Below are 25,355 nucleotides of genomic sequence, written 5' to 3'. Positions count from 1 at the left end.
TCGTTTCTGCTTGAGCATGAATGACGAGCTCGACGGCACGAGCCTTGAGCTCGTCGGTATATTTCACTGGCATGAGAGAATCTCCTTCTTCCAATCTCCCTGCCTCTATTATCCCCGGGGCGATCCATCCCCTTGCGTATCCCTTCGCCGCGCAATGGCTTCCTCCAGCTGAGGTAGGGCCTGGTCGACGTGGGCGATTCTCTGCTCGGCTGAAGTCTTGCGATATTTCAATGCACTCTGAGCCTTCTCGTGGCCACGCGCACGCCGGGAGAGTTTCTGCACTGTCACGTCCAACTCGGTCCGCTCCACCAATAACGGGTTTCCCGACGATCCAGCCATCATCTGCTGGGCATCCAACGCCAGGTCACCAGGATCATCGAGTTCACGCACGTCTAACCGGCCCCGCATCACCTGAGCGATAGCGGTGGCCTTGCGTCCGATAATGTCCCATGACGTGGAGTCGAAGGTGTCCTCGGTTGCGTACCGGTAGACCTGGACTTCACCGTTCTGGTTACCCTGTCGCAGAATCCGGCCCTCGCGCTGTTCCAGCTCGTCTGGTCGCCACGGGCAGTCCACGTGATGCATCGCGATCGCTCGGGCTTGAATGTTCGCGCCTGTGCCCATCTTCTGACTCGACCCAATCAGCACATCAATGCGCCCTTCGCGTGCGTCTTTGAACATCAGTGCGCGTTGTTCATCGTCTTTGGCTTCGTGGATGAATCGGATTCGCTCGCGGTCCATGCCATGTTGAGAGGCCAGATCGGACTTCATCTGGTCGTAGGCATTCCACTGCGTTTCGTTCGGTGTCGAAAGGTCACAGAACACGATCTGCAACGCACCCCTGTTCTCTGATGGGTCCGGTGTTCCCGGCACCAGGTACTCATTGTCCCGATTCTCCCTCCAGACCTGTGCGATTCGACGGGTCACGTAGTTGAGCTTCACGTCGCCGCTGAACTCTTCACCGACCATGCGTGGATCCAAGGCGACCTTGCGCCCATCACCGTAGACAGCCAGGTGATTGACAGGCATAGGCGACTGTGTGTCGTCTCTTGAGTTTTCAAGACCCGACTCTGTGTCGTCTCTTGAAAACTCAGGCATCGCTTCGGTGCGAGCAATCGGCTCATTCACCGCTTCTGGGTGGAACCGATAGGTGTTTCCGGACTTTCCTCCGGCCCTCTTATACCGAACTTCGATACTGAGCAGGCCGAGGTCGCGGAACCGTTTGAGTGCACGTTGAACAGTTCGTTCGTTGAACCCGGATTCGTGGGCCAGGGTGTTCTGAAAGGGAAACGCCGACCACAGCCCAGTCTCTTCATCAAACGAAGCGTTGTCGGCCAACAGCATGAGAATGAACCGTTCTGGGCCAGATAGCTCGAAATGGTCAAACACTTGCCGCCTGGCCCACGTGATCATTTCCACTGCCATGATTCACCCCCTAGATTCTCGTTCATGTTCACTTCGTCCTGCCCAGTCATGTTCGCCTCGGTTCAGGGAATGTGGGATTGAGCGTGAAGGGCGTACGGATGTACTCCCCTTGCCATTGGGTGTACCAAGACACGACTCTGGACTCTCGGAGGATCTCCAGATTGTGTTTGACCTCTTCGATGCTCATCCCGGCATCAGTGGCCAGGCCTTCCAGTGCGTCCGGGGACTCCCACCGGTCGTTGACCGTCAATGTCAGGATCCACACCAGAAGCAACTGTTCTGGAGCGAAGTGACCGGCCCTACCAAGTTGACGTGCCCACACACGGGCACTCTCACCGTGGTCAGCCTGTGCACTCATCACCGTTGTCCTTTCCTATACGAACGGCATTACCGTGTTGTGTCTGAATGCCCATTGCTGGTGTCCTTCCGTAAAGCACTCTCAACAAGGTCGACCACAGGCGCTGGTTCGAGTAGCTCTTCTCCATCGGGCCCGACCGCTCTCTGCGTTCCTCGGATAACGAGGATCCCGCGCCGATGCAGGCGACGCAGAAGCTTCGTCACTTTCCGCCCAGACATGCCCGTGAGCTCACCCAGGCGTCCTGGTGTCCTCACCAGGTGCCAGGCAACATTCACGCGCAGGGCTACCGTCAATAGCAGTAGAAACTCATCGGCAGGGAGCTTTTCCTGCACCCCGACTTCCCGCGCCCATGTCGTGATGTGGTCTTCCCCCGGCCGATCCGCCTGCTTGGTAATCTCAGGAGACGAACCGAGAGGAGTCACAGCATGGGTATGTTTGGCTATTTCCGCCGTCGCCGAGCTGCTGACCGGAGTGAATCCACGAACAGTCCGCTCCCACACCTGGCTGAGCGTGAACAGCACGTCCGCGACTTCGCCGTGGCTGTAGTTGATCAACCACGGCAGGCGGACATTGAGGATGCGCAGCGTCTCTTCACCCTCGTCTCGGACCCGAACACCGGTAAAGCGGTGGCAAGCGTGCCGGAGATCATCCGGAACGATCAGGGCTGGCTCCTCCTCGCCAAGAAGAACGATGAGACGGTAGGTGCAGCCTTCCTCGTCATCGATGCAGACGCGATACTCGAGGCCAGGAAACAAGGACACGTGGTGATCGCTGAGTTCCTGTGCGAACGCGTCCGAATGCTCGACCTTCTCGCAGTCGATGAAGCCCACAGACACGACCGCATTGGCGAGACCCTCGTGGGCCACGCAGAGGGAGTGGCAGTCGGGCAGGGAGCGACGTGCGTCAACCTCATCTTCGAACCGAAGCCCCTTCTCGAGAAGTTCTACCGCCGCCTCGGTTACGAGATCCTCAAACCGGGTGAACCGCTGCCCATCGAGGAGACCCACCGGTGGGCAGGGCGAGTGGTAGGCGACTGAATGAGCGCCCGCCCATTCCGGACCCCAATGGACACCGCGACCTCTCCGTAGCGGGCCGATGTACACGATGCTTGAGTCGTCTTCCTTCTGCTGGAAAGGGTCCCCCACGATCGAGCGGGCACTGCCTAGGAGTTCGTAGTCACCACCAGAATCCATCAGCAGGGGTATTCGAGCCGAATACTTCTTCCAGTCCTCAGCTGGTTTCCACTTCCCAACCTCATCGTGGCCACCATCCACGTTCGGATCGACCATGCCGGTCTCATGCTTCGTCATTGTTGATGTCCCTCCTTCTGGCCTCACGGTGTTCTGTCCCTCTGGTCTCTCCAGGGATCTCATCGAGAAGATCCAACTGCCCCGCTAACTCGACTTCCTCGTCTGCTGTCCCCGATTCCGCCGTCATCACTGCCCACTCCTGCAGTCGGGTGAGTGGAAGTCGATGTCAACGACGGAATCAATCCACGTGTAGCCGGTCGCAATCCAGTGCCACCACCACCTAATATCGAGCCACCGGAGAAACCACGGCCCTGAGAAATACAGTTCATTGACCGTGCCGAGAATCATTAACACCGCGACAACGACGAGCACGATTCCCCCGGCTTTCATCACTTCCCTCCGATCCGGTCGGCGGCATCCTGCAGCGTTCTCTGCGCGTCTAGGTACCCGTATCGAATTTCCCTGTAAAAGGCGGATTCGATCTCGGCCAGTGCGATCAGGCTAGGATCGTTTGCCAACGCATTCATCCGGTCTGCTTCGGCTCTCAACGCGGTCGCTTCTTCGTCCGCCGAAGCCTGACCAAGAGCCGATGGAAACTCAGTCATTGGTTCCTCCTGTAAAGATCTGGGGGTGTGACTCACGCAATGCGGACAGTCGGCGGCGTCCGGTCTTGTCGCTGAATCCGAACTGGGTTGCCAGATGCGCACCCGAGGTGTCTTCGCCCAGTGCTGTGCGTCCGGCAATGAAGTCCACCAGCGCATTCAGATCCGGGGTCCTCGTCTTCTGCTTTGTCCCCGAGACGGGCTGAGATGGTGCCCTCTCAGGCTCTTCTGGGTCTGGAACACTGGACAGCCACGGGGTCCGTGCAAGGGCGAACTGTTCACCGTCCTCGGCGGCTTGTGCTGCACGAGTGGCCAGTGCTTCGCGTTGGGCACGCACGACCTCGATGTTGGTGGCGTGCTGTTCGTGTGCCAGCTCGGCATCCTGCCTGGCGCGTTCACGCTCGGCTTCGACCTCGAGCTGTTTGCGTTCCCGCTGGGCTTGCTCGGCCAACCATTCCGCCTCGGCTTGCTTCTCCCGACGACGAGAGATCGGATCCTCGACAGCTACTCTCGACAGTTGCTCTGTTGCTGCGAACACAGCGAAGGGGACCATCCCGGCGATGACAGCTCCGACGATGCCCTGCCATGATCCTTCTTTCGCATCCCCATACGAGAGTGCGTGAGCGACGTTGGCGATCACGGACAGGCCGGTGAACGCTGCGAGCAGCGCCCAGGATTGCCAGGTCTTCTCGCCACGGGTTTTGTGAATGAGGATCGACCCGGCGTAGACGAGGATCGCGGTGTCGATGAACGCGGGTACAGCCCAGTGCATCCAAGCGGGAAGTCCCAACCAGGATGCGACTTCCATGAGCGCGACGAAGCTGATCGCGAACGCCACGAGACCGGCGAAAGCCACCCCGATGGTGATGAGGCGAACGAATCGGTGGTCATCTGGATTGATCCGAGACTTCTGCCCAGTATTGACAGCAGTAGTCGTCTCGTTCGGTGTAGCCTGGTCGTGCCTAGAAAATCTGCTAGTTGCTCTTGCATGGTTCTCTGGCTGGGCGGCCTCATCGTTCACGGGTGAGGCCGTTCTTTCACCGTCAGGGTTGTTGAGGCCAGTGCTGTGTTATCAGTAGTCATGGTTGCCTCTCTCACTGGTCGACCGGGCCGATCCAGTCACACGAAACTCCGCCATTGCCGTTGTCGCCGTCGTAGACGACGCAGGTGATCGTGCGACCGTCCTCGAGAACGATGGGTTCCTCACGTAGTCCTTGCCCGTCGCCGTGTTCATCAACGGCTGAGGGGTCATTCGTTTCCGTTGAGGCCTCGTCGGGGGTTTCCTCGACCTTCTTGGGTTCGCATCCTGCTAGAGAGGCGGTGAGGATCACTGTGGCCAGGAGGACGATTGGTTTCTTCACGCCTGTGGTCTTCATGGGGCTTCCAATCACTTGGTCTTCGTGGTCGTGAGTTGTTTCATCACGAACGATTTAATTTCAGAGAACTTCACAACGTGGTCCCGGTGACGGGTTTGATGGGTTTCATGCATCAGTCAGAAGTGGAGTGTCAGATGCAACCGTGTTCACGACCGGCTCCGGGAGATGACTTGGAGGTTCGTCATGGTCTTCTTGATCGACCCGACCGTGTCAGAGTGGGTCAGCGCGGCCTGGAAGGTAGGGGCCGGCTGTGTTGCCATTGCCGAGAGCAGATCGGAGAGAACTCCGAGGGCATCGGCGACATCACGACCGAGATCTTCGACCTTGTCACCCTCGAGAGTCGCGAGGTCAGAGACTCCCCCACTGAATGCGACTTCGAGGAGTTTCGACTGCTTCTTCACCATCGGCAGCGGCGCGGAAGCACCATAGTGGAGTTCCCTGATCGCTCGGACGACGTGCTCACGGCCAGGAGTGTTGCTCGACTCGGTGAGATTGACGGTGGCCGGTTCGAGGCCCGATGCGGAGACGAGGTCGTAGTCGTCAGCGTCGTCGTCCTCGATGACCTCAGCATCGACGATGCCTTCCCTCGCGGAGCTAGGTGCTGAGGGTGGCTTCGGAGGCTGTTGGCGATCGTAGCTTTTCCCGTCCAGACCAATGACTGGCTCGTCGTTTTCAGGTGATTCATTTGAATCACCTGAATCGCTCAATCTGCGAACTACAGTTGGTTGGCTCAAGTCTGTGGCTGATGCAATCCCACGGGTACTCATTCCTGCAGCGCGCAATTCTGCGATCACCTGTTCCTGGAGTTCCTTTGGCGGGCGCAAGCTCACATCTCGAAACTCTTCGTCCAGATAGTCCTGCCAGGACTCGTAGCCCAAGGCAAGCCAAATCCGACCTCTCCAGGCGGTAGAAATTTTGACTTGAAGAGACCCATAATCGGCCCTCAGTTCATCTGTGAGCTCTCTGGCCTCATCTAGCGAGAACCGACTCGCAAGCTCGGTACTCATGCCGTCACCGCCAGCTCAGAATCAATACCTTCGACAAGCCGAGAGAAAGGCACGTCGAGCGCGATGGCGAGATCCACAAGTTCGTTCATCCTCCACTCCGTGCGTCCGTGGAGACGAGACGAGAACGTCGCCGCAGTCAGGCCAATTGATTCTGCGGTCTTCTGCCCTAGCCAATCGCGACGCGCCATGGCTGCTTTGATGTTGCCCCTCAGGACCATTTGATAGCTCATACGGACGACAGTAGTCCTGACAAGAATATTCTGCAAGCTAATAATGTCCTGTGTCGAATATTATTCTCCCCTGGGCTATGTCCAAGTCCACGGAGGGGATAGAATTGCTACATGACTACATCATTCGAACCGGCTGTTGATTTAGAGCGAGCGGCCAACTTGAAAGTCAGCAGTGAAGTCAGAGCCTGGCTTGCCCGCAGGGGTCTGAAGCAGATTTGGCTCGCAGAACTACTGGGAGTTGGTCAGTCGGCAGTCTCCAAGCGTCTTCGCGGGGCACTGCCGTTCACGGCCCCAGAACTGATGATGATTGCGAACGCTCTGGACGTCTCGCTGGCTGAACTGCTCGGCGAACTCGTGAATGAGAAGAACCCCCATCCAGTGGATGGAGGTTCTTCAGAAGAGAGTAGCGGGAGGGGGACTCGATCCCCCGACCTCACGATTATGAGTCGTGCGCTCTAACCAGCTGAGCTACCCCGCCCCAGCGCCGCATTTAAGCGGCACGAGAGCCCCGAAAGGGATTCGAACCCTTGACCTTCTCCTTACCATGGAGATGCTCTACCGACTGAGCTATCGGGGCAACAGGTAAGAATTTACACGGCTTCGCGCAACGAGGGCAAATCGGCGTTCAGTGACGTCACTCACAGATCGCAGCAGTTCACTTCACCGGGTCGAATCGACCCGCAAGGAATCCCTGCAGACGACCGGGTTGGTTGGTGATGATGCCATCGACCTCGGCGTCGAGGAGTTCGCGCCATTCGTCCATGGAATCGGCCGTCCACACGAATACGCCCAGGTCATTATCGCGGATCTCGGTGACAACGGATCTGCGCATGGAGAATCCCTTGAACGAGGGATTGATCGCGACCGCTCCCAGCTCCCGTGCGATCTCGATGTCCTCGGGGCGCGGGACCATGCGCAGGAGGAATCGTGAGACCATCGGCAGCATGTCCCTGCAGGCGGCCAGCGTCTCGGTGTTGAACGACTGCACGACCATCCGATCGGCAGCGCCGGTCTCGACGACGAGCTCGGAGATCTGAGCCACTGCGCCGGATGACCACTCTCCTTTGAGCTCAAGCAGGAGCTCGCCGCCTCGGTGCTGGATGTCTCGCATCACGGCCGCCAGCGTGGGAATCCGGACACCGGTGAATCCCGGGCCCATCCAAGAGCCGGCGTCAACGAAGGACAGCTCTTCTGCCGTCAGGTTCGCCACCGGGCCCTTCCGGTTCGTAGTTCGATCAAGATCCGGGTCATGGAGGATGATCGGGACTCCATCGGCGCTCGTCGAGGTGTCGACTTCGATGAGGTCCACGTCGAGGGCACGGGCCGCGTCCACCGCGGCGAGGCTGTTCTCGGGGGCCACACCGGAATAGCCGCGGTGAGCGATCACCAGTGGACGCTTCGACGAACCGGGTCGTTCGGTGATGCCTCGTTCGTGCAGGAACTGCAGAAAACTCATACGCCCAGACTATGCCCTGCGCTGGCCCTCGTCTTAATCCGAACGCTTTCCGTCTCTGCGCAGGACGCCACATCGCCTACGCATCAGACGCCCCCAATCTGCACGGTGACGCCTGCTCTGACGTGTCGTCACAGTCTCAGATGCTGAGAAAGGCATAGGCACTATGTGGAAACAGGCAATAACGTACTCTCTGTGAGTCACTTCATATTTTCGCTTTTGTGGCCGTGACGATCGAACTCACACAACACTCACCACCTTGAAAGGTTCGCTATGGAAGCAATATTTGCGGCCACGATCGTTCTCGCCTTCATCGCCCTCGGCGAATTGGTCTCGATCTGGTCCAAGGCTCGCGTGCCCAGCCTGCTCGTGGCGATGCTGGGCATCTTCATCTTCGCGAAGATCGGCATCGTCCCCGACACCGTCGTCGACGATTCGATGCTCGTCCAGATCTACACGATCCTCGTCGCTCCGCTGCTCTTCCACATGGGTACGCTCATTCCGCTGCGGGTGATGCTCAAACAATGGCGTTCGGTCGTCATCGCGCTCTCCGGCATGGTCGTCGCCGTCGGGCTCATCTTCCTCGTCATCGCGCCCATCTTCGGGTTCGAGACCTCCGTCGCCGGCTCCGGGCCCCTGGCCGGCGGAATCGTCGCCACCGGCCTTACGACCGAGGGACTGACAGCGACCGGAGCAGCCTCGGCGATCATCGTGCTCCCTGCACTCGTGCTCATGCTGCAGTCGCTGCCGTCGATGCCGCTGACGAACTTCCTGCTCCGCCGCTACGCCACCAAGCTGCGCGACAGCGGGGAGCTCCACGAACTCGCCGCTGCACACCACGAGGAGGAGGAAGAGGCCGCCACGAAGAAGAAGCTGGTGACCCTGCCGCCATTCCTCATAGACAACCAGCTGTTCATGCTCTTCCTCGTCCTCATCGGCGGTTCGATCGCGACGCTGCTGGCCGGCCCGACACACATTCCGGCATCAATCCTCGCGCTCATCCTCGGCATCGCGGCCACCGCGATCGGCCTGTCCCCGGACAAGGCGATGGAACGGTCGAACTCCTTCGGTATCGCCATGTCCGGCGTGATCGCCATCGTCATGGCCCCGCTGGTCTCTGCTTCGGTGCAGGACGTCATCAACGCGTTCCTGCCCACCGTCTCGATCCTCATCGTCGGCATCATCGGCATCATCGGCGGTGGCTTCATTGCCACGAAGCTGCTGAGGTGGAAGGCTCCGCTGGGTATGTCTGTGGCACTGACCGCCATGTACGGCTTCCCAGCCGACTATCTGCTGACCAACGAGGTCGCTCGCTCCATCGCCCGCGATGACGACGAGAAGGAAACCCTGCTCAACGTCATGTTGCCGCCGATGCTCGTCGGCGGCTTCACCTCGGTCAGCTCCGGTTCCGTCGTCATCGCCAGCGTCCTCGTCGGAATGCTGTGAGCACCTCCTGACCGAAGCAAATGCCCTTCTGCCCCAGCTGCAGGAGCTCCGACGTCGGCTGCACGCCCACCCCGAGGTCGGTCTCGACCTGCCACGCACACAGGCCGCGGTGCTCACCGCTCTCGGGGGCCTCGACCTGGAGGTGAGCACTGGCGTCGAGACCACCTCGGTGGTGGCAGTCCTGCGGGGAGCCCACCCCGACAAGCCCGCGCATGCTCCTGCTGTCCTCCTGCGCGGCGACATGGACGCACTGCCCATCGAAGAGCTGACCGACGAACCGTTCAAGTCCACGAACAAGAACATGCACGCCTGTGGCCACGACCTGCACACCGCGGGCCTGGTCGGTGCAGTGCGGTTGCTGCATCAGCACCGCGAGGACCTTGCAGGCGACGTCGTCTTCATGTTCCAGCCCGGCGAGGAGGGCCACAACGGCGCCTCCGTGATGATCAACGAGGGTGTCCTCGACGCTGCGGGACCGCGGGTGATCGCCGCCTTCGGAGCCCATGTCCACATGGGTCCCAGTGGCCTCGTCTCGACGAAGCCCGGGACTCTGCAGGCCGGTTCCAACGTCCTTCACATCACCCTTCATGGACGTGGCGGCCACGGATCCCAGCCGCAGTCGGCGACCGATCCGGTCCCGGCCCTGGCCGAACTCGTCACCGCTCTGCAGAACATGGCCAGTCGACGCATCAACACCTTCGACCCGATAGCCCTGTCCGTGACCCAGCTGAAGGCCGGTGACGCGATCAACGTCATCCCCGCCTCGGCGACTCTCGGTGCCACCGTCCGCACCCTTTCCCAGGAGTCGCTGGACATGGTGAGGACCCAGTCGAAACAGCTGGCCAAGGGCATCGCCGAAGCCCACGGATGCACCGCAGAGGTGGACTTCCAGGTTCAGTATCCCGTGACGGTCAACGACGAGGCTGAGACCGCGTGGACCCTTGACCAGGTCCGCGGCCTGTTGGGCGAGGACCGGGTGGAGGTCTCACCTCACCCGATCATGCCCAGCGAGGACTTCTCGTTCGTCCTTCACGAGGTTCCGGGCACCTACATGATGCTCGGCGCCAAACGCACGGACGTGCCCGAGGAGCGGCAGGGAGACAACCACTCCCCCTTCGTCATCTTCGACGACACCGTGCTGGGAGATCAGGCGGCTCTGCTATCTCACCTGGCCCTCAAACGTCTGCGCACAGAGATCTAGTTCCGTTTCCTGCGCCACCACCGCCGAGGCTGTACCCGCTCCTCGCCCTGACCTGTTGTCGGGGCCGGGGGCGGGTCACTCTTTGCGGCTCGACGTTGATGCCACGCCGCGATCTCGTGCTCGACCTTCCGGGGTGGGGTGAAGACTGGCGGTCCCTCGCGCAGGTCCATGACCGCAGCACGAACACGATCGTTGAACCCCGCGAGATAGGTGCGTACGTCGGACTCCTTCGTGAAGACGTCCAGGGTTTCCTCGAGGACAGCGTTTTCCTTGCGCAGCTGGAAGGCGGCAGGAGCGACGCCGCTCATGTCTTCGTGGTCCATCTTCGCCTTGATCCACCAGTCGGGATCCTGGGAATTGTGGAGACCGGACAGCGGCTTGCCCAGGCCGGGAAGGTCATCGAAGTCACCGCGCCTGATCGCCTTGTCCAGTGCAGATTCGACGATCGCGTTGCGATCCTCGAGGGAATTCACTCGGCGAGGAGCACTTTCCTCGTTCATAGCAGTGCCTCCGTCATCCTGACCACTTTTCTACACGCTACAGAAGCGACGAAGACCAAGCAATGAGGGCACAAGCGAAGAAGCCCTGTGATCATGTGATGATCACAGGGCTTCCCCAGTCTGCGTGGCAGATGAAGGATTCGAACCTTCGAAGGCAATGCCGGCTGATTTACAGTGATATGAGCGCCGAAACCGACAGTACCCGCAATGCACCGTGGAGGCCTTCTGCGCCTAGATTCCGGGGAAGTTGACCACCGGCCACAACCTCACGATTCCGAGTGATCCCGAGGCGGTGTGCTCACACTGTGCTCACGTGGGCACAGGAAACCCCCGTCGATCTGTTGGCCTCATGCCATCGACGGGGGTCCTACAGCCGGCCTACAACAAACCGGCTTACCTCCACGCCCTCGAACAGGACTTCATGCCATAGCGTGGAGGATGTCTGCTACTCCGCTGCCAGGGAAATCTTCTGGATCGCGGCGGGCTCGGTGAACGCGAAGCCCACCCTCATTGTCGCACGAATGGCCGTGCGGTCGCTGGTGAAGTACGCCGAGCGATCAACCTGAAGATCGACGTCATTGCGGCGCACGATCACGGCGCGATTGCTCGGGATGCCCCACACGGTGCCGGCAGTCACGGCAGGAGAGACCAGCATCGGGACTCCCTGAAGTGCACGCCGGGTCGGGTTCGACGGATCAGCGCCGAGCAGCGGACGGTTCGAGGCGCTGGACTCCTTGAGCTGCGCCAATGTCAGCGCATCCGCCGGGTTCGCAACGAAGGTGCCAATGAGCAAACCGAGCCCCTCGGCGTTGGAGATGGCCTCAGCGAACGGGTCGGCATCTGCCCAGGCTGCCGGTGCGACAACATCGGTGGCCCCGGTCTGATCCTCGAGGCCCTCAGGCTGAAGGGTAGGTGCGGCAGAGTTCGAACCGAAGAACGCGGCATCGACCTTGCGGGCAATGTCACGAGTCAGCCCGTCCCCCACAATGGCGTCGGCAGCGGGGTTCGTGTCCGCCAGCGTCTCATTGGACACGACGGTGAGGCCGGCGAGCTTCTTCGGCAGGACCGAGATGTCATCGACGGTCGGGTCGCTGGTGCCAATCTCCTCACCCTCAGCCGTCCATGCTGCGGCAGGGTCGGCGGTGACTCGGGGAATGCGGGTCTCGGTTGCATTCGTGGTCACGAGAGTCGCGGCGCGGAATGCGATGGAGTTGGATGCGACGGGCAGAACGATGAGCTGCTCGATCTGGTCCGGGCTGATGGCGTCAATACCGCTGGTGGTGGTGTACAAAGACATAATGAAAGCCTCCTCAAAGGCATCGAAGGAATGCCGTCATTATTGACGGCTGTTCAGTGTTCGACGCCTCGCAAGGAGGCTGTGCAGTGCGAGGAGTGCAGGACTCGTCGCTAAGACTAATCCTACACTCCACCACTGACATGACTAGCGGTGCAGAATCTCAGACCATCCCGCTGTTCCATTCAAATCGCTGGGGTCTGGTCCCCCGCTGAAGCCTGGACCGGACGACGGCGGGACCGGCTGGAAGTAGTGCGGGTGCGACCGGCGTAGAGCCTGCATGGACTCCTTGACCTTGGCTGCGTCGATTGTCCCGTCCTCGGTCAACATGCCCTCGAGCGGAACCACCTTCAGCGCGTCCTCAACAGCGGTGGACTGAAGCTGCGTCGACTTGGCCGCGGCTGCGAATGCCTGCGTACGGAATCCCTTCACCGCAGTGGCGAGCTGGTCCCGCTCGGCCTCAGCATCGCGTAGCTTAGTTCGCACCGAGGCTTCAGCCTTGCGCTTGTCCCTGACCATCCCGGCCAGCTTCTCCGGTGGAAGCTCGAGGAGGTTGTCCGCCTCTACCTCCCCGCTTTGGGTGAGGTTGTCGGCCTCGGGTACGTTTCCGGAATTGGAAGGCAAGTTCTGTTGCTCACCCTCAGTAGTGCTGACGTTCACCGTGCCCTCAGCGGTGCTTAGGTCATCGGGGTTTGTTCCATTTTCGGAAGAAAGTTCTTCGGTGTTCTCAGACATGGTGTGCTCCTCCAATGAGCGTTTTAGGATTCTCAATGACATCGGGACGCGAGTACGGATTGTTGCCGTACATCGCCAGCGCCAGGGCGCTCACAAGGTCGCCGTGCCCGTCACCGGCAGACCTCGAATAATCGACCGACTCTCGACCGGACGGGCCGATCTTGAGACGGAAATTCGTCAGTTCCTTCTCGAGCATGTCCCCCATCGGCAGACCATCCGCAAACTTCAGCGTGCCCAGCTGCAACGGTGCTTGGATCGCGGCGAACAAGTCCTGTTTCGGGATATTCCAGCCGTTGGCATCCCTGCCCCCGGTGATCGTCACGGCAATCGGCTCGAATGCCCCGATGTGCTCCTTGCGGTGCGACTCATAGAAGATGTCCATCACCGCCCTGCCGACGCCGGTAGCGTCCACGTAGAGAAGTCCCTGACGGCGCAACAGATCAGTCCTCATCGTCGCGGCCACATCCTCCACAATCGACGGATACGGGGTGTTGAGCTCCCATCGACGCAACAGGCGAACGTGCTTCTCCTCCACAAGGTCTTGCATGTAGATATTCGGTCTACGGTGCCACTCGTTCAAGCTGATGAGCGGCGGCAGAACGAAGACCCGTTCGACCACGACCAGGGCTGAGAAGTCCGCAGCCGAGCCAAGGTCCAAACCAACAGTGAAACATGCCATTTACACCACCTCCAGAGGTTGTATGCCGGGAGAGAATGCCGCCCTGACATTCTCGGTAGAGAAAAGTTGACTGTCCGTGTCCCCGAACTCACACAGATAGTCCGACGAGAAAACGAAGCTGCCGAGACTGGCCTTGACCTCGGCAATGCGGTTCGGCCCGTACTGCTCCGACTCATAGACCGTGACCTTATGCCGCTCCCAACCGTTGCCGGTCTCCTGGTGAAGCTCATGGAACCAACCACGGCGTCCCCAGGGTGTGGATAGCGCGATCATCTGCCCATCCGAGGCCACCATCGGCAGCACCGACGCGAACACATCATCGTCCACTCGGGAGGCTTCATCGAGGATCAGCAGTTTCACGCCAGCGAAGCCACGAATACCGCCCTCAGACCCCGGCAGAGAAACCACTCGGGAGTTATTCGACAGGCCCATCTCCGACGTGTTCGACCTCGAAAGCTTCGGCGCCTCCTTCATCCCCCGGTACAGAGACGCCACCCTGCGCAGCATCTCGTCCGACTGCCGCTGAGACGGGGACACGATCAGCACATCCCGACCAGGATTGAACATCGCCGCGTGCAGAGCCTTATACGCCGTCGCCGTGGTCTTGCCCACCTGACGAGCACAGCGGACGAGGACACGCGATTCCTGAGTGCGCAGCAGACGCTCCTGCCATGCCTCGGGATCGAAGCCGAGACCCTGAGTGAACCTCACCGGATCGAGAGCCGCGGCCATAGAGTTCGCAAGGGTCATGACTCCAACTCCTCAAGCGTGCCGGCCACTGCAATGCGAGCCTCGGGGAACGGGGACAAGGCTTCGAGCATGGCCTGCTGGATTGCCAGCCACTCGGGAGAGGAGGAGACATTGAGGACGTTGACCTGTGGCCGCTCGTCCAGCTCCCCTGTCAGCTTGGCGAGGAGTTCGACAGTAGAGCGCAACTCCTTGATCGCGGCGAGACCGAGCTGCCCGTTGCCCTCCTCCTCGGACCGCTCGAGGATCGTTGACGCCTTCACGTACAGCTCCTCGGCACGGTCAACAGCCTTCTGTGCACCGGCAGTCTCTCGACGCTCCTGCACGGCCTTGAGAGTCTTGGACAGGTGGTTGCGCTTATGCCTGCCCACAGCATCCTTGCCGAGGCCGTACTTGTCCGCTGCCTCCCTCAGTGTGAGGCCGGCTACCAGCTCCCTGTCCACGGTCTCCCGGTCGGGGTGTCGGCACACTGAGCACTTGTTCTCAATCTTCACGGCGGTCCTCCAACTCCAATTGCCTCAGTCGAGACTTGATGCGATACCGGCGTGATTCGTTGCGCAGTTGTCGCACGTACTCTCTGATGGGCACGACTGCCTCACTGCCCTGTAGTTCTAAGGCATCCATGGCCTCGGCGTACCTACGGGTAGCGGGGTGGCTGGATCGGCCTGTATGCGCCTTGTCGCTCACTGCTCCCCCTCAATGCCGGCTGATTGTGTATCAGTTGCAACGCCTACGATCCGCTTGTTCTCGGGGTTCTCAGAAGCCGTGAGCACAAGGTGAGCACAGTTGCTCGGTGCAACCACACTCACAGCTGAACGCTGTTCAGGAGAGCTGTCGGGGAAAGGAACGTCGGCATCCCCTCCTCCCCACATGATTGCGAGTGATCCAAGGGCCATGAGTATGGGCCATATCCTGTTGGGTTTCATTGTTCTCCCCCTGGCTTGACGAGGATCGCCCTTGTTGCGAGTCCTTTGCGCACCAGCTCTCGGGCCAGTGCATCCATGCTTGGCTCTTCATCCCAGCGTCGCTCGGCTCTCTGCCTGTCGAGCTTCTTGCGGGTGTCTCTGTTGTGCTTCTGCTTACCCATGGTGGGCCTCCTGTTCGAGTGTCATGCTGATATGTCCTCTTGCCCCTGGGGGTGTGTGGCGTGTGTTGTATGTGTGGTGTTTGAGGATGGTTCTCCCCACAACGCAACACTCGCAACAGACGCCACAGGGGTATACAGGCCACGCTCTGGGCGCACGAGCCTGCCACCCTCGACCAGACGGGCCAGATAGGTGCGGGTTTTCTTGTCGGGCCAACCCATTGCAGCGGAGACCTCGGCGGTGCGGACTCCTTCGGGACGGTCCGCCACGAAGCCGATGATGCTGGCCGAATCGTCCCCAAGGTGCTCCTGCACTTCGGTGGTCCGTACTGCCTGCGCCGCTTCTGCGAGACTGTCGCCGTTGAGCTTCCAGATTCCATCGGTCATGGTGATCGAATACTCACCTTCGGCGGCATCCCTGGAAGTGACATGGAGGACGGCTTCCCCAGTGTTTCGGCTGCGCTTGATTGCCAAGATGCTGTCGGCAGCTCCGGCGAGCCCTTGTGTGCCGCTCACCGAGTCGAGGAAGTCGGCCTTCTCCCCTTTGTTGGTGTGGTGTACGACGATGAGGGATGCACCGGGCACGGCGTCCACGTAGTCCTTGAGTGCGGACATTTGCGTGTAGTCGTTGCCGTAGGCGTCGTTCCCTCCGTAGGTGCCCCGAATCTTCCCGAGGGTGTCGAGGATGATGAGGGGCTTCTCGTCGGCGTGCCTGTCGAGGAATGCCTGAATCACGGTCACAGCGGGTGTCTCGAGGTGCGTGAGGAACATGAGCCCACTGGGGCCTTGATTGATGCCGAGGTCACGCATCCTGTACTGAAGGCGTCGGGGCCCGTCCTCGAGTGCGAGGTACAGGACGGGCCGGCGTGCTACTCGGATCGCGCTGAAGACGTGAGAACCTTCAGCGGCGGCGAGTGCTATGCCAAGGACCATCCAGCTCTTGCCTACCTTCGGCGGTGCCACGAGCAGCGTGAGCCCTTCTGGGATGATGCCGGGCACGACGTACTCGACTGGGGGCAAGCTCTGATGAGACAGCCATTCCGCTGAGAATGCCGTGTCGAGGGGATGAGGAGCGCTGGGGTTGGTCACGCAGCACGCCTCCTTTCATCGAATCGTTGTCGGTTTTCTTCGGTGCGCAGCGCGTCGAGGAGACGGCGCACAAGAGTTTTCGAGGACTCGCCCTGTAGCTCTCGGCGGTGGTATTCCTGTTCGACCATTTGGGCGAATTCGGCGTCTTGGGCAGTGGCGAATTGGACGCCGGACTCGAAGCCGGTCTCCCAAGCTCGATTCCAGGCTCCCTTCCAGCCACGCTCATGGCCTGAACGGTCGCCGCGCAGGTATGCTTCACGAGCGGCGGACTGGATGGCGAAAGCAACGTCGTACCACTTGCAGTCAGCGTCTCCGTCAGCCATCGCAATCAGCCACCTGGTCGAGGTATCCCTGGAACCGTTCGGCCTGCTCGATGATGAACTGGCCGAGCACTTTGAGCTCCTGCGGACTGCCGGTGATGTTGGCATGGGCCTTGCGGGGGTTCGTCAGCGACCGCACGGTGATGGTGGACCGCTCCGGGGTAGTCATGTCCTTGCGGTAGTCGGCCATGTCGGTGATGAGGTCCATGACGGCATCGGCAGCAAAGGAATCGGTGACGATCTTGTCCTCGGTGGACTGATGTTCGACGTCGGCACCGACGAGTCCGACGTAGCACTCCTCACGCCGGGACTGGTCGCACCAGACGGGGTGCACGATCTTGTCTCGCACGGCTTCCACGGTGGTGCTCGGGATGATGCCGAGGAGAACGATCGTCTTCGGCTCCGTGAGGCCACTGGCGATCTGCATGCACGCGGTATCTCGGATGCGATCGAGGTCTGCCTCACTGAAGGTCCGCATCGGTTGCTCGACATCGGCGAGAATATCAATCTCGGCGGCGGGCTGGGCGCTGACCTCGAGCGTTTCGGGGTAGATGGTGAACTCTCCCCGAGGGAGCAGCTCGACCTCTCTGCGAGCGTCCTGCAACGGCTCGACATGCGCGGGACTAAGGACCGACACGACCAGCCTTGTGCGGATGGTCTTGGCGAGATTCAGGCGAGCCCTGGATACAGCGTCCTCATTGAAGAAGGCGGTAGAATGATTAGTGTTGTTGGTGTTCATTTTTCTCTCCTAAGGGGTGAAAGGTGTTCAGGCGGCGTCGGTTCGGTTCTTGGCAGGACGACCGACGTCGCTTTTCTTGTTCCGTGCTGCACAGACCGGGCCTGCGTGCTGGGCGATTGACTTCGGGCTCCAGATTGGAGCTCCACACCAACGGCAGCGGGCGGCGAGCACCCAGCCGTATTCGGCGGCTCGAGCTCTCAGCTCTGCGGCCTGCTGCTCGTATAGCTTCGGTGGCAGGTTCATGACTCCTCCTCTCCGTTGATGAAGTCGAGGAACCGACGCCGCGGAATGCGAATCTTGGTGCCGAGCTTCACGTGTGGGATTTCCCCGCGTCGGACTGCTGCGCGGAATTGGTTGATCCCCATGGGGATCATTGCCGCTGCCTCTTGCGAGGAGAGCGTCAGCGGCTCCTGAGCTTCTTTCGTGGTGTTCATCGTTGCCCCCTTCGGTGGCTGCTGGTTCTCCATGTGCTTACAGTCATAACTTAGAACACCTTCCTGCCGCTTGTCAACACTCAATGCAACTGTCATACTTGAGACCACCACGAGGAGGACATATGGAAACAGACACTTGGACAATGCCCCGCGTCATCGGCCACAACGTCAGAGCCAGACGGGACGCTCTCGGGATCACCGCAGCCACACTCGGCCAACGGGTCGGCGATGCTCTCGGGAAGCCATGGCCACGACAGACCATCTACCTGATGGAGTCGGGAGAGCGGGCAATGATTGCCGCTGAGGTCGCCGTGCTGACTCAGATCCTCGACACGACAGTCGCGGACCTGTTCACACCGCCTGCCGAGGTCGAGACGGTTACTGCCGGCTCCTTGACGATCCCAGCGGAAAACCTGTCCGCTCCAGTCGGCGGGGATGCGGACGCGGCGGCGCTGGCAGATGATCTGCGGGCGCTCGATCGTTCACGAGGGGAGATTCTGGCCGCCGTGCGAGCTCAAGAGGAGCTTCTGGGGAATGCGCGGTCGGCGTTGCGTGGGGATGAACTGGCCGAACCTGATACCGCTTCAGCCGTTGGTCGGTACATGAACGCGACGAGGGCCGCGGCGAATCGATTCTATGAGGACAAGGGGCCGGTGAAGTTCGGGCCGATGGGAGGCGAGGACGATGGCGAAGGTGAGTAGGCGCTGCGGATGCCGGGATGAGCAGGGCAAGCAGTACGGCGCGAAGTGTCCAAAGCGAAAGAACTACAGACACGGCACATGGGGCTTCAGGCTCTCTGCTGGTGTCGATGAGACTGGCAAGCGCCGATACGTCACAGACTTCTCCTATCCCACCGCCGAGGACGCAGAGAACGCGCTGGGCAAGGTGCAACGGCAGTTGAAGCGCAAGGCGTACAGCTTCGAGCGCACGACTGTGAAGGACTACCTCGAGGGGTGGGTGGAGGCTCGGGAACGCCGCGGCGAACTCAAGGCCTCGACTGTTCGCATGTACCGTTCGTACATCCGCAACGACATTGTGCCGGCTCTCGGTTCGCTCGAGCTGCGGAAGGTTGCCCGCGCTGACGTGTCGGGGTTCATCGAGGACATGCGCGACGAGGGGCGCGGCGCCACGACTATCAGACGCATCCATGCCACGCTCTCGAGCGCGTTCGCTGACGCGGTGAGCAACGGCCAGATGCCAGACAACCCCTGCAATTCGGTGACGCTGCCGAAGGTCTCCAAGTCCCGCGTGAACGTATGGGGGCAAGACGAGGCGACGAAGTTCCTCGAGGCGGCTCAAGGGCACCGGCTCGGCACGCTGTTCGAGGTCGCCATTCTCACCGGAATGCGCCGGGGCGAGCTGTGCGGACTCAGGTGGCAGGACGTTGACCTGGTGGATAGGACCATCACCGTGAACACGCAGCTTGTGCAGGTCGGCAAGTCCGTCGTGGAGAACTCGGCCAAGACCGAAGCCGGGGCCCGTGTAGTGGCTCTCTCAGATCGTCTCGTCGGTGCGCTGATGGAGTGGAAGATCAGACAGGACGGCGAGCGGGAGGAATGGGCTGAAGCCTATGAGGACTCGGGGCGCGTGTTCACCTATGAGAACGGCACACAGCTACGCCCCGGCTATCCATCCTCGGCACTCAAGACACTGCTGGCGAAGCACGACCTGCTCCCGCTGAAGTTCCACGGCCTGCGTCACCAGTTCGCTTCGATTCTCCTCGAGTCCGATGTGCCGCTGGCGCTGGTGTCGAAGATGATGGGGCACTCGACAACGGCGATCACGTCTGACCTGTACGGCCACATGGTCAAGGGCACGGCGCACCGCGTGGCAGACGCAGCCTCGGCATGGTTCGAACCTCGAGTGCAGGACTCTCCTGCGAGCTGAGAGCGCGGTACTGTGCTCACAAATGTGCTCACGTCGGGTGCTCACCGGCTCATATTCGAACACGAAAAAGGCCCTGACCAAGTTTTCCCTGGTCAGGGCCTCAATCTTCTGCGTGGCAGATGAAGGATTCGAACCTTCGAAGGCAATGCCGGCTGATTTACAGTCAGCTCCCTTTGGCCGCTCGGGCAATCTGCCGCAGTATGTGCTCGATGAGCACTTGAAAATACTACAAGCACCCACCCGGATTCTCCAACTCGTTAGACGCAGATCACAATTGTTCGTCTCGACTACACTCGGTGACCAGATACTCGTCCACGTACTCACCACACAAGGAGCATCCATGGCCAGCGAATCCTCATTCGACGTCGTCAGCAAGGTCGACCGGCAGGAGGCCGACAACGCATTGAACCAGGCAGCCAAAGAGATCAACTCGCGCTACGACTTCCGCGGCACCGATGCCTCGATCGCCTGGACTGGAGAAGCCATCCAGATGAAGGCCGTCAGCGAGGACCGCGTCAAGGCGATCCTCGACGTCTTCCAATCGAAGCTGGTCAAACGCGGCATCTCTCTGAAGTCACTTGAGGACGGTGAACCCTACCCTTCAGGCAAGGAACACCGCATCGATGCGACCCTGAAAGAAGGCATCGACAAAGAGAACGCGAAGAAGATCTCGAAGTACATCCGCGACGAGGGCCCAAAAGGCGTCAAGGCGCAGATCCAGGGCGAGGAGCTGCGCGTGAGCTCGAAGAAGCGCGACGACTTGCAGGAAGTCATCTCCCTGCTCAAAGGCAAGGACCTCGAAGTCGACCTGCAGTTCGTCAACTACCGCTGACTCAGCGCCGCCCTGAGGCGATTTCAAGACACAGCGCAGTCCTCCCCTCCCCAAAGCCGGCATGTCCACCACAACCGCCGTACCCCCAGAGAACACTGCGCCGTGCACTCTCCTCCGAGGTCATTCCGTCGCACTCTGCGAGACAGGCAGCACGGGTGCCCAAGCTCCTGCGGTTCCTCCACTCTCTTGGCCCAACTATCTGGCCGTGGCCTCGCCTGCGAAGAGCAACCGGCGGCAGGGCAGCGCAGAATTCATGACACACGCCACCGCCCGCACCTCCCTGCGCCCCTGGCAATCGTGGCCTACACCGCCGGCACGGAAACCGAACTGCTGGGCTGGCCTCGGACCAGGCGCTTGTCTGAGCGCGCGTCTCAGCCTATTCGCGTGTGTCAGGCTTACCGGCTTACCGGCTTACCGAGAATACGTCGACCACATCGCCCGCTGCGAGAAGTCAGCGACGCGCAGCAGCTCATTGCGCCTCACGCCGCGGTGAGATTGAGCCGATAGGCCCTGCCAGAGCGTCTGCACGACACCGGTGACGACATCAGCGTCAGTTCCGCCCAGGATCTCGCCCTCATCGATGGCAGTGCCGATCCGAGCTCGCAGCAGCCGTTCGTTCTTCGTCAGCATGTTCGATATGTCCCCGCGCGCATTCTGTGTCGCAGGACTATCGGACATGACAGCACTGGCGATGAGACAACCAGGGTGCGAGTCGGCGGGCTGAGTGAATTCGACGATCGACTCTCTCAGCAGCTCATCGATGGCAACCCTGATGGACTGTGCCGCCAGCGCCTTCTCGTAGATGACAACGTACCGCCGGGCGTAGATCCTCACGGAGTCCTCGAACAGTCCGGCCTTGCTGCCGAAGGCCGAGTACAGGCTCGACGTCGAGATGCCGATTGCCGAAGTCAGGTCTCGAGTCGAGGTTCCGCTGTAGCCATGCCGCCAGAACAGTCGTGCGGCTTCACACACGGCCCGATCACGATCGAACTCGGGAGGTCGCCCGCGCTTGTTCACTGCCATCCCTAAATTGTAGATCACTTGATCCATAATTCAATCTGGATCAGACGCTTCAGAATAATACTCAGGCCAGTGCCATCGGTATGTAGTACAGGCCCTTCGAGTCCTCTTCGACGGTGACTCTCAGGCGATCGTCGACGCTGATGAAGTCGTTGACCTTGATCGTGCCCTTGGAGTCACTGAGCTTGCGCACGGCGAAGGCGGGGATGAGACCCTGACGGCCATCGCTGTCGACCGCCAGCGCGTATTTCGGACCGGTGGCCCTCACCTTGACCTCGATGGTGTCGTCGGTGGCTGTGGGCACCCCGGTGTCGAGATCGGGGTTCGTCAAGGCAGAGAGCTCGACCGCGAGGGTATCGGCCATGTCATCAACCGTTGCAAGCATGTTCGCCATCGCACGGGCGAATTCACCATGCAGCTCACTGGGCTTCATCGCCGCGCCGGGTTTGTACATGTCCTCGTGGGTCAGCTCGCCCCAAGCGTCTTGGAGCCTGGTCTTGACTTGGATCTCCGCGAAGACCGGTTCACCCTGGTCGGAGGGGATCTGCAGGGTCACGTGGCAGGCGCGGTAGCCGCTGGGCTTGGGCGGGTCGACGTAGTTCTTCTGTTCGACGAGAACGAAGGCACCGAGCTGCTGAGGATCCGTAAGAGAGTCGAACATCATCTTCTGGTCACGCGGTGATTTGCACAGCACCTTCACCCCGACGATGTCGCGGATGTGATTCTCCACGTCTCGAGGAGTCGAGATCGTCAGCTCCGGGTCATCGGCTGACTTTTCGACGAGCTTCGCAAGGGTCCGCGCAGGATCCTTGATTCGATGCCCATCGACATCCAGACGCGAGATGTCTTTGTCTTTGAGGAGGCCCTTCTGCTGCTGTTTGAGCCAGCGTTTGATCCGCACGGCGGCAGATTCCCAGGCGTCGCGCCGTTGCGCATAAGCCTGCGAGACCACTTCCCTCATTGCCGAATCCGCGCTCACCGTACCTCCTCTGTCACAGGACCCTCTTTGTTCCCATCAAACCACGAGCGCGCCACCGATACGGTGACGCGCTCGCAGATTTCTGTGTTCAATTATGCCTAGTTCATTCGAACTCAGTGCCCCGCTGTGGGCTGGCTGGCCGCTTCGGCCTGCAGGTGACTGCGGGCCTCCGCGAGCATTCCCTCGCGGGTCGCGATCTTGACCCGTTCACGGCCTTCGGCCTCGCCACGAGCCTTTTCTGCCGTCTCCACACGATGGTAGCCTTCCCAATCCACGTAGTCGACGCCCTTGGACTCGAGCAATTCGACGATCGCAGAGTCATCCGGGTACACGGGCTCAGTCAAGACACCAGCGGAGCGGTCATCGAGGATATGACCAATCGTCTCCAGAGCATCGCCCTTCGTATGCCCGATCAGGCCGACCGGGCCGCGTTTGATCCACCCGGTCGCGTACACGCCCTGCACCACGTCTGCATCGGCAGAGACCCTCTGGTCGTCTGCATGGACAACCCGGCCCCCGTGATTCGGGATGACCCCTCGGTCTGAGTCGAACGGCAGCTGAGGAAGTGCGGTGCCTGCGTAGCCGATAGCCCGGTACACGGCCTCAACCTCCCAATCATGGAAGGTCCCGGTGCCGTTGGCTCCACCCGATCCGTCGAGTTCCATCCGTTCCGTGCGCAGCCCAGTGACTCGATCCTCGCCGAGGATGGCAACCGGAGAATGGAGGAAATGCAGGTGCAGCCGGCGCTTGGCCCCAACCGGTTCCCTCATGGTGAAGTCAGTCAGTGTCTTCGCGACCTGTTTGGTCTGGTTGTTCGACTCGATCGCCTCCAGCGACCCGTCATCGAACTCATAGTCTTCGGGATAGACGATGATGTCGACATCCTTGACATGCCCCAGCTCGCGCAGCTCCAGTGGTGTGAACTTCGCCTGCGCCGGACCACGCCTGCCGAATACGTGCACATCCGTGACCCGCGACGACTTCAACCCCTCGTAGACGTGATCAGGGATCTCCGTTGTATGCATGTCATCGGCCTGCTTCGCCAGCACACGGGCAACATCGAGTGCGACGTTGCCGTTTCCGATGACGGCCACCTTCTGGGCATCCAGGGGCCAAGTCTGGACCGCATCCGGATGCGAGTCGTACCAGTTGACGAAGTCCGCGGCCCCGTGCGAGCCAGGCAGTTCGACCCCGGGAAGACTCAGCGAAGCATCGATGAAGCAGCCAGTGGAGAAGATCACCGCGTCATAACGATCGGTCAGCTCTTCCAAGTTGATATCGACGCCGTACTCCACGTTGGAGAACAAGCGGATATCACCGCGGTCGAGGACCTTGATGAGAGCGTTGATGATGCCCTTGATCCGAGGATGATCCGGAGCAACTCCGTACCGGACCAATCCGAACGGAGTCGGCAGACGTTCGAAGAGATCAATGCTGACCTCGAAGTCACGCTCGGCCTTGGTCAGCAGATCGGCCGCATAGATCCCGGCAGGGCCGGCTCCCACAATAGCCACACGGAAGGGACGCGTCATTCTCACACCTCTCTAGTAAGTCATCTCCGATTGTATCGGCAATGAAGGGCCTCCTAACAAACACGTGACGAAACTCGCATTCTCATCCCAGCTGACAGAACGCGAACGCGACGCGTCGTGAGATCACTAGACTCGGCATGTGAACGCAGATACGACTCCAGACATGAACGCCTTCCGCAGAGCCGGACTGGCCAACGGCCTCTCCGCCTACCTGCTGTGGGGTCTCATCCCCCTGCTCTTCGCAGCCGCCGCACCGACCGGAGCCCTTGAACTCGTTTCGCACCGTGTCATCTGGTCGCTGCTCTTCTGCGCCATCCTCCTGGTCTTCACCGGCGGCTTCAAACGCACATGGCAGATTGTCGGGTCCGGTCGCACGTTCTGGCTGCTGGCGTTGGCCGCCGTCCTCATCGCCATCAACTGGACCGCGTTCGTCTACGGCGTCGAAACCGACCACCTCGTCGAGGTGTCATTGGGCTACTACCTCAACCCGCTGATCTCCATCGGACTGGGCGTCATCTTCCTCGGTGAGAAGCTGCGGCCCCTGCAGTGGACCGCGGCGGGATTCGGGCTGTTCGCCGTCATCATCGTCGGCATCGGTCTCGGGCGCATGCCCTACCTGTCCTTCACTGTGGCACTGTCGTTCGGACTCTACGGGCTGGTCAAGAACAAGGTCGGCAGTCGTGTCGGCGCCCTGGAGGGAATGACGATCGAGTCCGCCGTGCTGGCGGTGCCCAGCGCCATATTCCTTCTCGTCCTGGGGGCCCAGGGCCTGTCCACGTTCACGGGCTTCGGTGCCAGCCATGTCATCATCATTCTCGTCACGGGCCCGGCGACCGCGATTCCGCTGATCCTCTTCAGTGCAGCCGCCAGGAGGATCCCCCTGTCCTGGGTGGGCATGCTGCAGTACATCACGCCGACGATGCAGTTCATCACCGGCGTGTTCATCCTTGGAGAGATGATGTCGACCACCCGGTGGGTCGGCTTCTTCGTCATCTGGATCGCCGTGCTCCTGCTGTGCACCGACCTGATCCGTCAGAGTCGCCGCAAGCTCTGAGGTCCAGGAGCTGCGTGGTCAGCTCAGCAGCGATGAGAACCGCGATGGATCCCACCTGAGCTTCGGACCCCTATACGCCTGA

At 60.7% G+C, this 25,355-nt stretch carries 29 protein-coding genes, 3 tRNA genes and 2 pseudogenes; 8 read left to right on the top strand and 26 right to left on the bottom strand.

Features of this window, described 5'->3' with window-relative positions; genetic code table 11:
- Positions 1 to 108 precede the first annotated feature (108 nt).
- The 3 genes and pseudogenes from BANT918_RS06880 to BANT918_RS06875 form a co-directional block, all read right to left on the bottom strand.
- A complete protein-coding gene (locus tag BANT918_RS06880; protein ID WP_233430386.1) occupies positions 109 to 1,029 on the bottom strand; it encodes a helicase-related protein in 921 nt (306 codons plus the stop codon).
- Positions 1,030 to 1,209: 180 nt separating this feature from the next.
- Positions 1,210 to 1,413: pseudogene (locus tag BANT918_RS18075) on the bottom strand (helix-turn-helix domain-containing protein); the annotation flags it as partial.
- A 58-nt stretch (positions 1,414 to 1,471) separates the two neighbouring features.
- Positions 1,472 to 1,783 carry a hypothetical protein gene (locus BANT918_RS06875; RefSeq protein ID WP_101619532.1) on the bottom strand — a complete coding sequence of 104 codons (312 nt, stop codon included), beginning with the start codon at positions 1,781 to 1,783 and terminating at the stop codon, positions 1,472 to 1,474.
- Between the two features lie 425 nt (positions 1,784 to 2,208).
- On the opposite strand from BANT918_RS06875, the gene BANT918_RS06865 reads away from it, so the two are divergent.
- Entirely contained in the window at positions 2,209 to 2,820 is a 612-nt protein-coding gene (locus tag BANT918_RS06865; RefSeq protein ID WP_101619530.1) for a GNAT family N-acetyltransferase, read from the top strand.
- A gap of 602 nt (positions 2,821 to 3,422) precedes the next feature.
- Here BANT918_RS06865 and BANT918_RS06855 read toward each other — a convergent pair.
- The 5 genes from BANT918_RS06855 to BANT918_RS17370 all read right to left on the bottom strand — a co-directional run bounded on the left by BANT918_RS06855 (position 3,423) and on the right by BANT918_RS17370 (position 6,248).
- Positions 3,423 to 3,638, bottom strand: coding sequence for a hypothetical protein (locus tag BANT918_RS06855; protein ID WP_101619528.1), 216 nt, complete (start codon positions 3,636 to 3,638; stop codon positions 3,423 to 3,425).
- On the bottom strand, positions 3,631 to 4,491 hold the full coding sequence (locus BANT918_RS06850) for a DUF2637 domain-containing protein (RefSeq protein WP_233430385.1): 861 nt from the start codon (positions 4,489 to 4,491) through the stop codon (positions 3,631 to 3,633). Before BANT918_RS06850 ends, BANT918_RS06855 begins: the two co-directional genes overlap by 8 nt.
- Positions 4,492 to 4,729: 238 nt before the next feature.
- Complete coding sequence (locus tag BANT918_RS06845) at positions 4,730 to 5,011, bottom strand: hypothetical protein (protein ID WP_101619526.1); 282 nt, start codon at positions 5,009 to 5,011, stop codon at positions 4,730 to 4,732.
- A gap of 146 nt (positions 5,012 to 5,157) precedes the next feature.
- Entirely contained in the window at positions 5,158 to 5,718 is a 561-nt protein-coding gene (locus BANT918_RS06840; protein ID WP_101619525.1) for a hypothetical protein, read from the bottom strand.
- 296 nt (positions 5,719 to 6,014) lie between these two features.
- Positions 6,015 to 6,248 (bottom strand): hypothetical protein, encoded by a 234-nt coding sequence (locus BANT918_RS17370; protein ID WP_167389392.1) that lies wholly within the window; start codon positions 6,246 to 6,248, stop codon positions 6,015 to 6,017.
- Between the two features lie 111 nt (positions 6,249 to 6,359).
- Between BANT918_RS17370 and BANT918_RS18070 the strand changes: the two are divergent.
- Positions 6,360 to 6,614, top strand: a pseudogene (locus tag BANT918_RS18070) (helix-turn-helix domain-containing protein); the annotation flags it as partial.
- A gap of 38 nt (positions 6,615 to 6,652) precedes the next feature.
- On the opposite strand, the gene BANT918_RS06825 reads toward BANT918_RS18070, so the two are convergent.
- The 3 genes from BANT918_RS06825 to BANT918_RS06815 form a co-directional block, all read right to left on the bottom strand.
- Positions 6,653 to 6,726 (bottom strand) — tRNA-Met (locus BANT918_RS06825).
- 26 nt (positions 6,727 to 6,752) lie between these two features.
- Positions 6,753 to 6,825, bottom strand: a tRNA-Thr gene (locus BANT918_RS06820).
- Positions 6,826 to 6,903: 78 nt separating this feature from the next.
- Positions 6,904 to 7,704, bottom strand: coding sequence for a glycerophosphodiester phosphodiesterase (locus tag BANT918_RS06815; RefSeq protein WP_101619523.1), 801 nt, complete (start codon positions 7,702 to 7,704; stop codon positions 6,904 to 6,906).
- Between the two features lie 270 nt (positions 7,705 to 7,974).
- On the opposite strand from BANT918_RS06815, the gene BANT918_RS06810 reads away from it, so the two are divergent.
- The gene (locus BANT918_RS06810) at positions 7,975 to 9,147 is read left to right on the top strand and encodes a hypothetical protein (protein ID WP_101619522.1); all 1,173 of its coding nucleotides are present in this window, start codon (positions 7,975 to 7,977) and stop codon (positions 9,145 to 9,147) included.
- Between the two features lie 7 nt (positions 9,148 to 9,154).
- Positions 9,155 to 10,348, top strand: coding sequence for a M20 metallopeptidase family protein (locus BANT918_RS06805; protein ID WP_101619567.1), 1,194 nt, complete (start codon positions 9,155 to 9,157; stop codon positions 10,346 to 10,348).
- Here BANT918_RS06805 and BANT918_RS06800 read toward each other — a convergent pair.
- The 11 genes from BANT918_RS06800 to BANT918_RS06750 form a co-directional block, all read right to left on the bottom strand.
- Positions 10,345 to 10,848, bottom strand: coding sequence for a DUF1992 domain-containing protein (locus BANT918_RS06800; protein ID WP_101619521.1), 504 nt, complete (start codon positions 10,846 to 10,848; stop codon positions 10,345 to 10,347). The two genes, BANT918_RS06805 and BANT918_RS06800, sit on opposite strands and share 4 nt — an antisense overlap.
- A 445-nt stretch (positions 10,849 to 11,293) precedes the next feature.
- The gene (locus BANT918_RS06795) at positions 11,294 to 12,145 is read right to left on the bottom strand and encodes a phage major capsid protein (protein ID WP_101619520.1); all 852 of its coding nucleotides are present in this window, start codon (positions 12,143 to 12,145) and stop codon (positions 11,294 to 11,296) included.
- A 144-nt stretch (positions 12,146 to 12,289) separates the two neighbouring features.
- Positions 12,290 to 12,877 carry a hypothetical protein gene (locus BANT918_RS06790; protein WP_101619519.1) on the bottom strand — a complete coding sequence of 196 codons (588 nt, stop codon included), beginning with the start codon at positions 12,875 to 12,877 and terminating at the stop codon, positions 12,290 to 12,292.
- Positions 12,870 to 13,496: a hypothetical protein gene (locus BANT918_RS06785; RefSeq protein WP_145996950.1), complete on the bottom strand. Its 627-nt coding sequence runs from the start codon at positions 13,494 to 13,496 to the stop codon at positions 12,870 to 12,872. The genes BANT918_RS06790 and BANT918_RS06785 overlap by 8 nt, the downstream gene beginning before the upstream one ends.
- Positions 13,497 to 13,556: 60 nt before the next feature.
- Positions 13,557 to 14,306, bottom strand: a complete 750-nt coding sequence (locus BANT918_RS06780) for a terminase large subunit domain-containing protein (protein ID WP_101619517.1) — start codon at positions 14,304 to 14,306, stop codon at positions 13,557 to 13,559.
- Complete coding sequence (locus tag BANT918_RS06775) at positions 14,303 to 14,797, bottom strand: hypothetical protein (protein ID WP_101619516.1); 495 nt, start codon at positions 14,795 to 14,797, stop codon at positions 14,303 to 14,305. Before BANT918_RS06775 ends, BANT918_RS06780 begins: the two co-directional genes overlap by 4 nt.
- A 428-nt stretch (positions 14,798 to 15,225) precedes the next feature.
- Positions 15,226 to 15,390, bottom strand: coding sequence for a hypothetical protein (locus BANT918_RS17365; RefSeq protein ID WP_167389405.1), 165 nt, complete (start codon positions 15,388 to 15,390; stop codon positions 15,226 to 15,228).
- A gap of 21 nt (positions 15,391 to 15,411) precedes the next feature.
- Positions 15,412 to 16,476, bottom strand: a complete 1,065-nt coding sequence (locus tag BANT918_RS06770; protein ID WP_101619515.1) for an AAA family ATPase — start codon at positions 16,474 to 16,476, stop codon at positions 15,412 to 15,414.
- Positions 16,473 to 16,799 carry a hypothetical protein gene (locus tag BANT918_RS06765; RefSeq protein ID WP_101619514.1) on the bottom strand — a complete coding sequence of 109 codons (327 nt, stop codon included), beginning with the start codon at positions 16,797 to 16,799 and terminating at the stop codon, positions 16,473 to 16,475. Before BANT918_RS06765 ends, BANT918_RS06770 begins: the two co-directional genes overlap by 4 nt.
- Positions 16,792 to 17,535 carry a hypothetical protein gene (locus tag BANT918_RS06760; protein WP_101619513.1) on the bottom strand — a complete coding sequence of 248 codons (744 nt, stop codon included), beginning with the start codon at positions 17,533 to 17,535 and terminating at the stop codon, positions 16,792 to 16,794. Before BANT918_RS06760 ends, BANT918_RS06765 begins: the two co-directional genes overlap by 8 nt.
- 239 nt (positions 17,536 to 17,774) lie before the next feature.
- Entirely contained in the window at positions 17,775 to 17,969 is a 195-nt protein-coding gene (locus BANT918_RS06750) for a helix-turn-helix domain-containing protein (protein ID WP_167389404.1), read from the bottom strand.
- 122 nt (positions 17,970 to 18,091) lie between these two features.
- Here BANT918_RS06750 and BANT918_RS06745 point away from each other — a divergent pair, with 122 nt between their 5' ends.
- Both BANT918_RS06745 and BANT918_RS06740 read left to right on the top strand, forming a co-directional pair.
- On the top strand, positions 18,092 to 18,670 hold the full coding sequence (locus BANT918_RS06745; protein ID WP_145996948.1) for a helix-turn-helix transcriptional regulator: 579 nt from the start codon (positions 18,092 to 18,094) through the stop codon (positions 18,668 to 18,670).
- Positions 18,654 to 19,856, top strand: a complete 1,203-nt coding sequence (locus BANT918_RS06740) for a tyrosine-type recombinase/integrase (RefSeq protein WP_101619509.1) — start codon at positions 18,654 to 18,656, stop codon at positions 19,854 to 19,856. The genes BANT918_RS06745 and BANT918_RS06740 overlap by 17 nt, the downstream gene beginning before the upstream one ends.
- Before the next feature lie 113 nt (positions 19,857 to 19,969).
- On the opposite strand, the gene BANT918_RS06735 is transcribed toward BANT918_RS06740, so the two are convergent.
- Positions 19,970 to 20,051: transfer RNA gene (locus tag BANT918_RS06735), tRNA-Tyr, on the bottom strand.
- 145 nt (positions 20,052 to 20,196) lie between these two features.
- On the opposite strand from BANT918_RS06735, the gene BANT918_RS17360 reads away from it, so the two are divergent.
- Entirely contained in the window at positions 20,197 to 20,688 is a 492-nt protein-coding gene (locus BANT918_RS17360) for a YajQ family cyclic di-GMP-binding protein (RefSeq protein WP_167389403.1), read from the top strand.
- Between the two features lie 411 nt (positions 20,689 to 21,099).
- Here BANT918_RS17360 and BANT918_RS06730 read toward each other — a convergent pair whose 3' ends face one another.
- The 3 genes from BANT918_RS06730 to BANT918_RS06720 all read right to left on the bottom strand — a co-directional run bounded on the left by BANT918_RS06730 (position 21,100) and on the right by BANT918_RS06720 (position 24,219).
- A complete protein-coding gene (locus BANT918_RS06730) occupies positions 21,100 to 21,711 on the bottom strand; it encodes a TetR/AcrR family transcriptional regulator (protein WP_101619508.1) in 612 nt (203 codons plus the stop codon).
- Positions 21,712 to 21,772: 61 nt separating this feature from the next.
- On the bottom strand, positions 21,773 to 22,687 hold the full coding sequence (locus BANT918_RS06725; protein WP_101619507.1) for a GTP pyrophosphokinase: 915 nt from the start codon (positions 22,685 to 22,687) through the stop codon (positions 21,773 to 21,775).
- Between the two features lie 113 nt (positions 22,688 to 22,800).
- Positions 22,801 to 24,219: an FAD-dependent oxidoreductase gene (locus BANT918_RS06720; protein ID WP_101619506.1), complete on the bottom strand. Its 1,419-nt coding sequence runs from the start codon at positions 24,217 to 24,219 to the stop codon at positions 22,801 to 22,803.
- A 139-nt stretch (positions 24,220 to 24,358) separates the two neighbouring features.
- On the opposite strand from BANT918_RS06720, the gene rarD reads away from it, so the two are divergent.
- Positions 24,359 to 25,273: an EamA family transporter RarD gene (gene rarD / locus BANT918_RS06715; protein WP_101619505.1), complete on the top strand. Its 915-nt coding sequence runs from the start codon at positions 24,359 to 24,361 to the stop codon at positions 25,271 to 25,273.
- The last annotated feature ends 82 nt before the right edge of the window (positions 25,274 to 25,355 follow it).

It is taken from the genome of Brevibacterium antiquum CNRZ 918, assembly GCF_900169145.1.
In the GTDB taxonomy this organism is placed as follows: domain Bacteria; phylum Actinomycetota; class Actinomycetes; order Actinomycetales; family Brevibacteriaceae; genus Brevibacterium; species Brevibacterium koreense.
The sequence above is the reverse complement of the archived record's forward strand: the minus strand, read 5'-3'. Positions and strand labels throughout refer to the sequence as shown.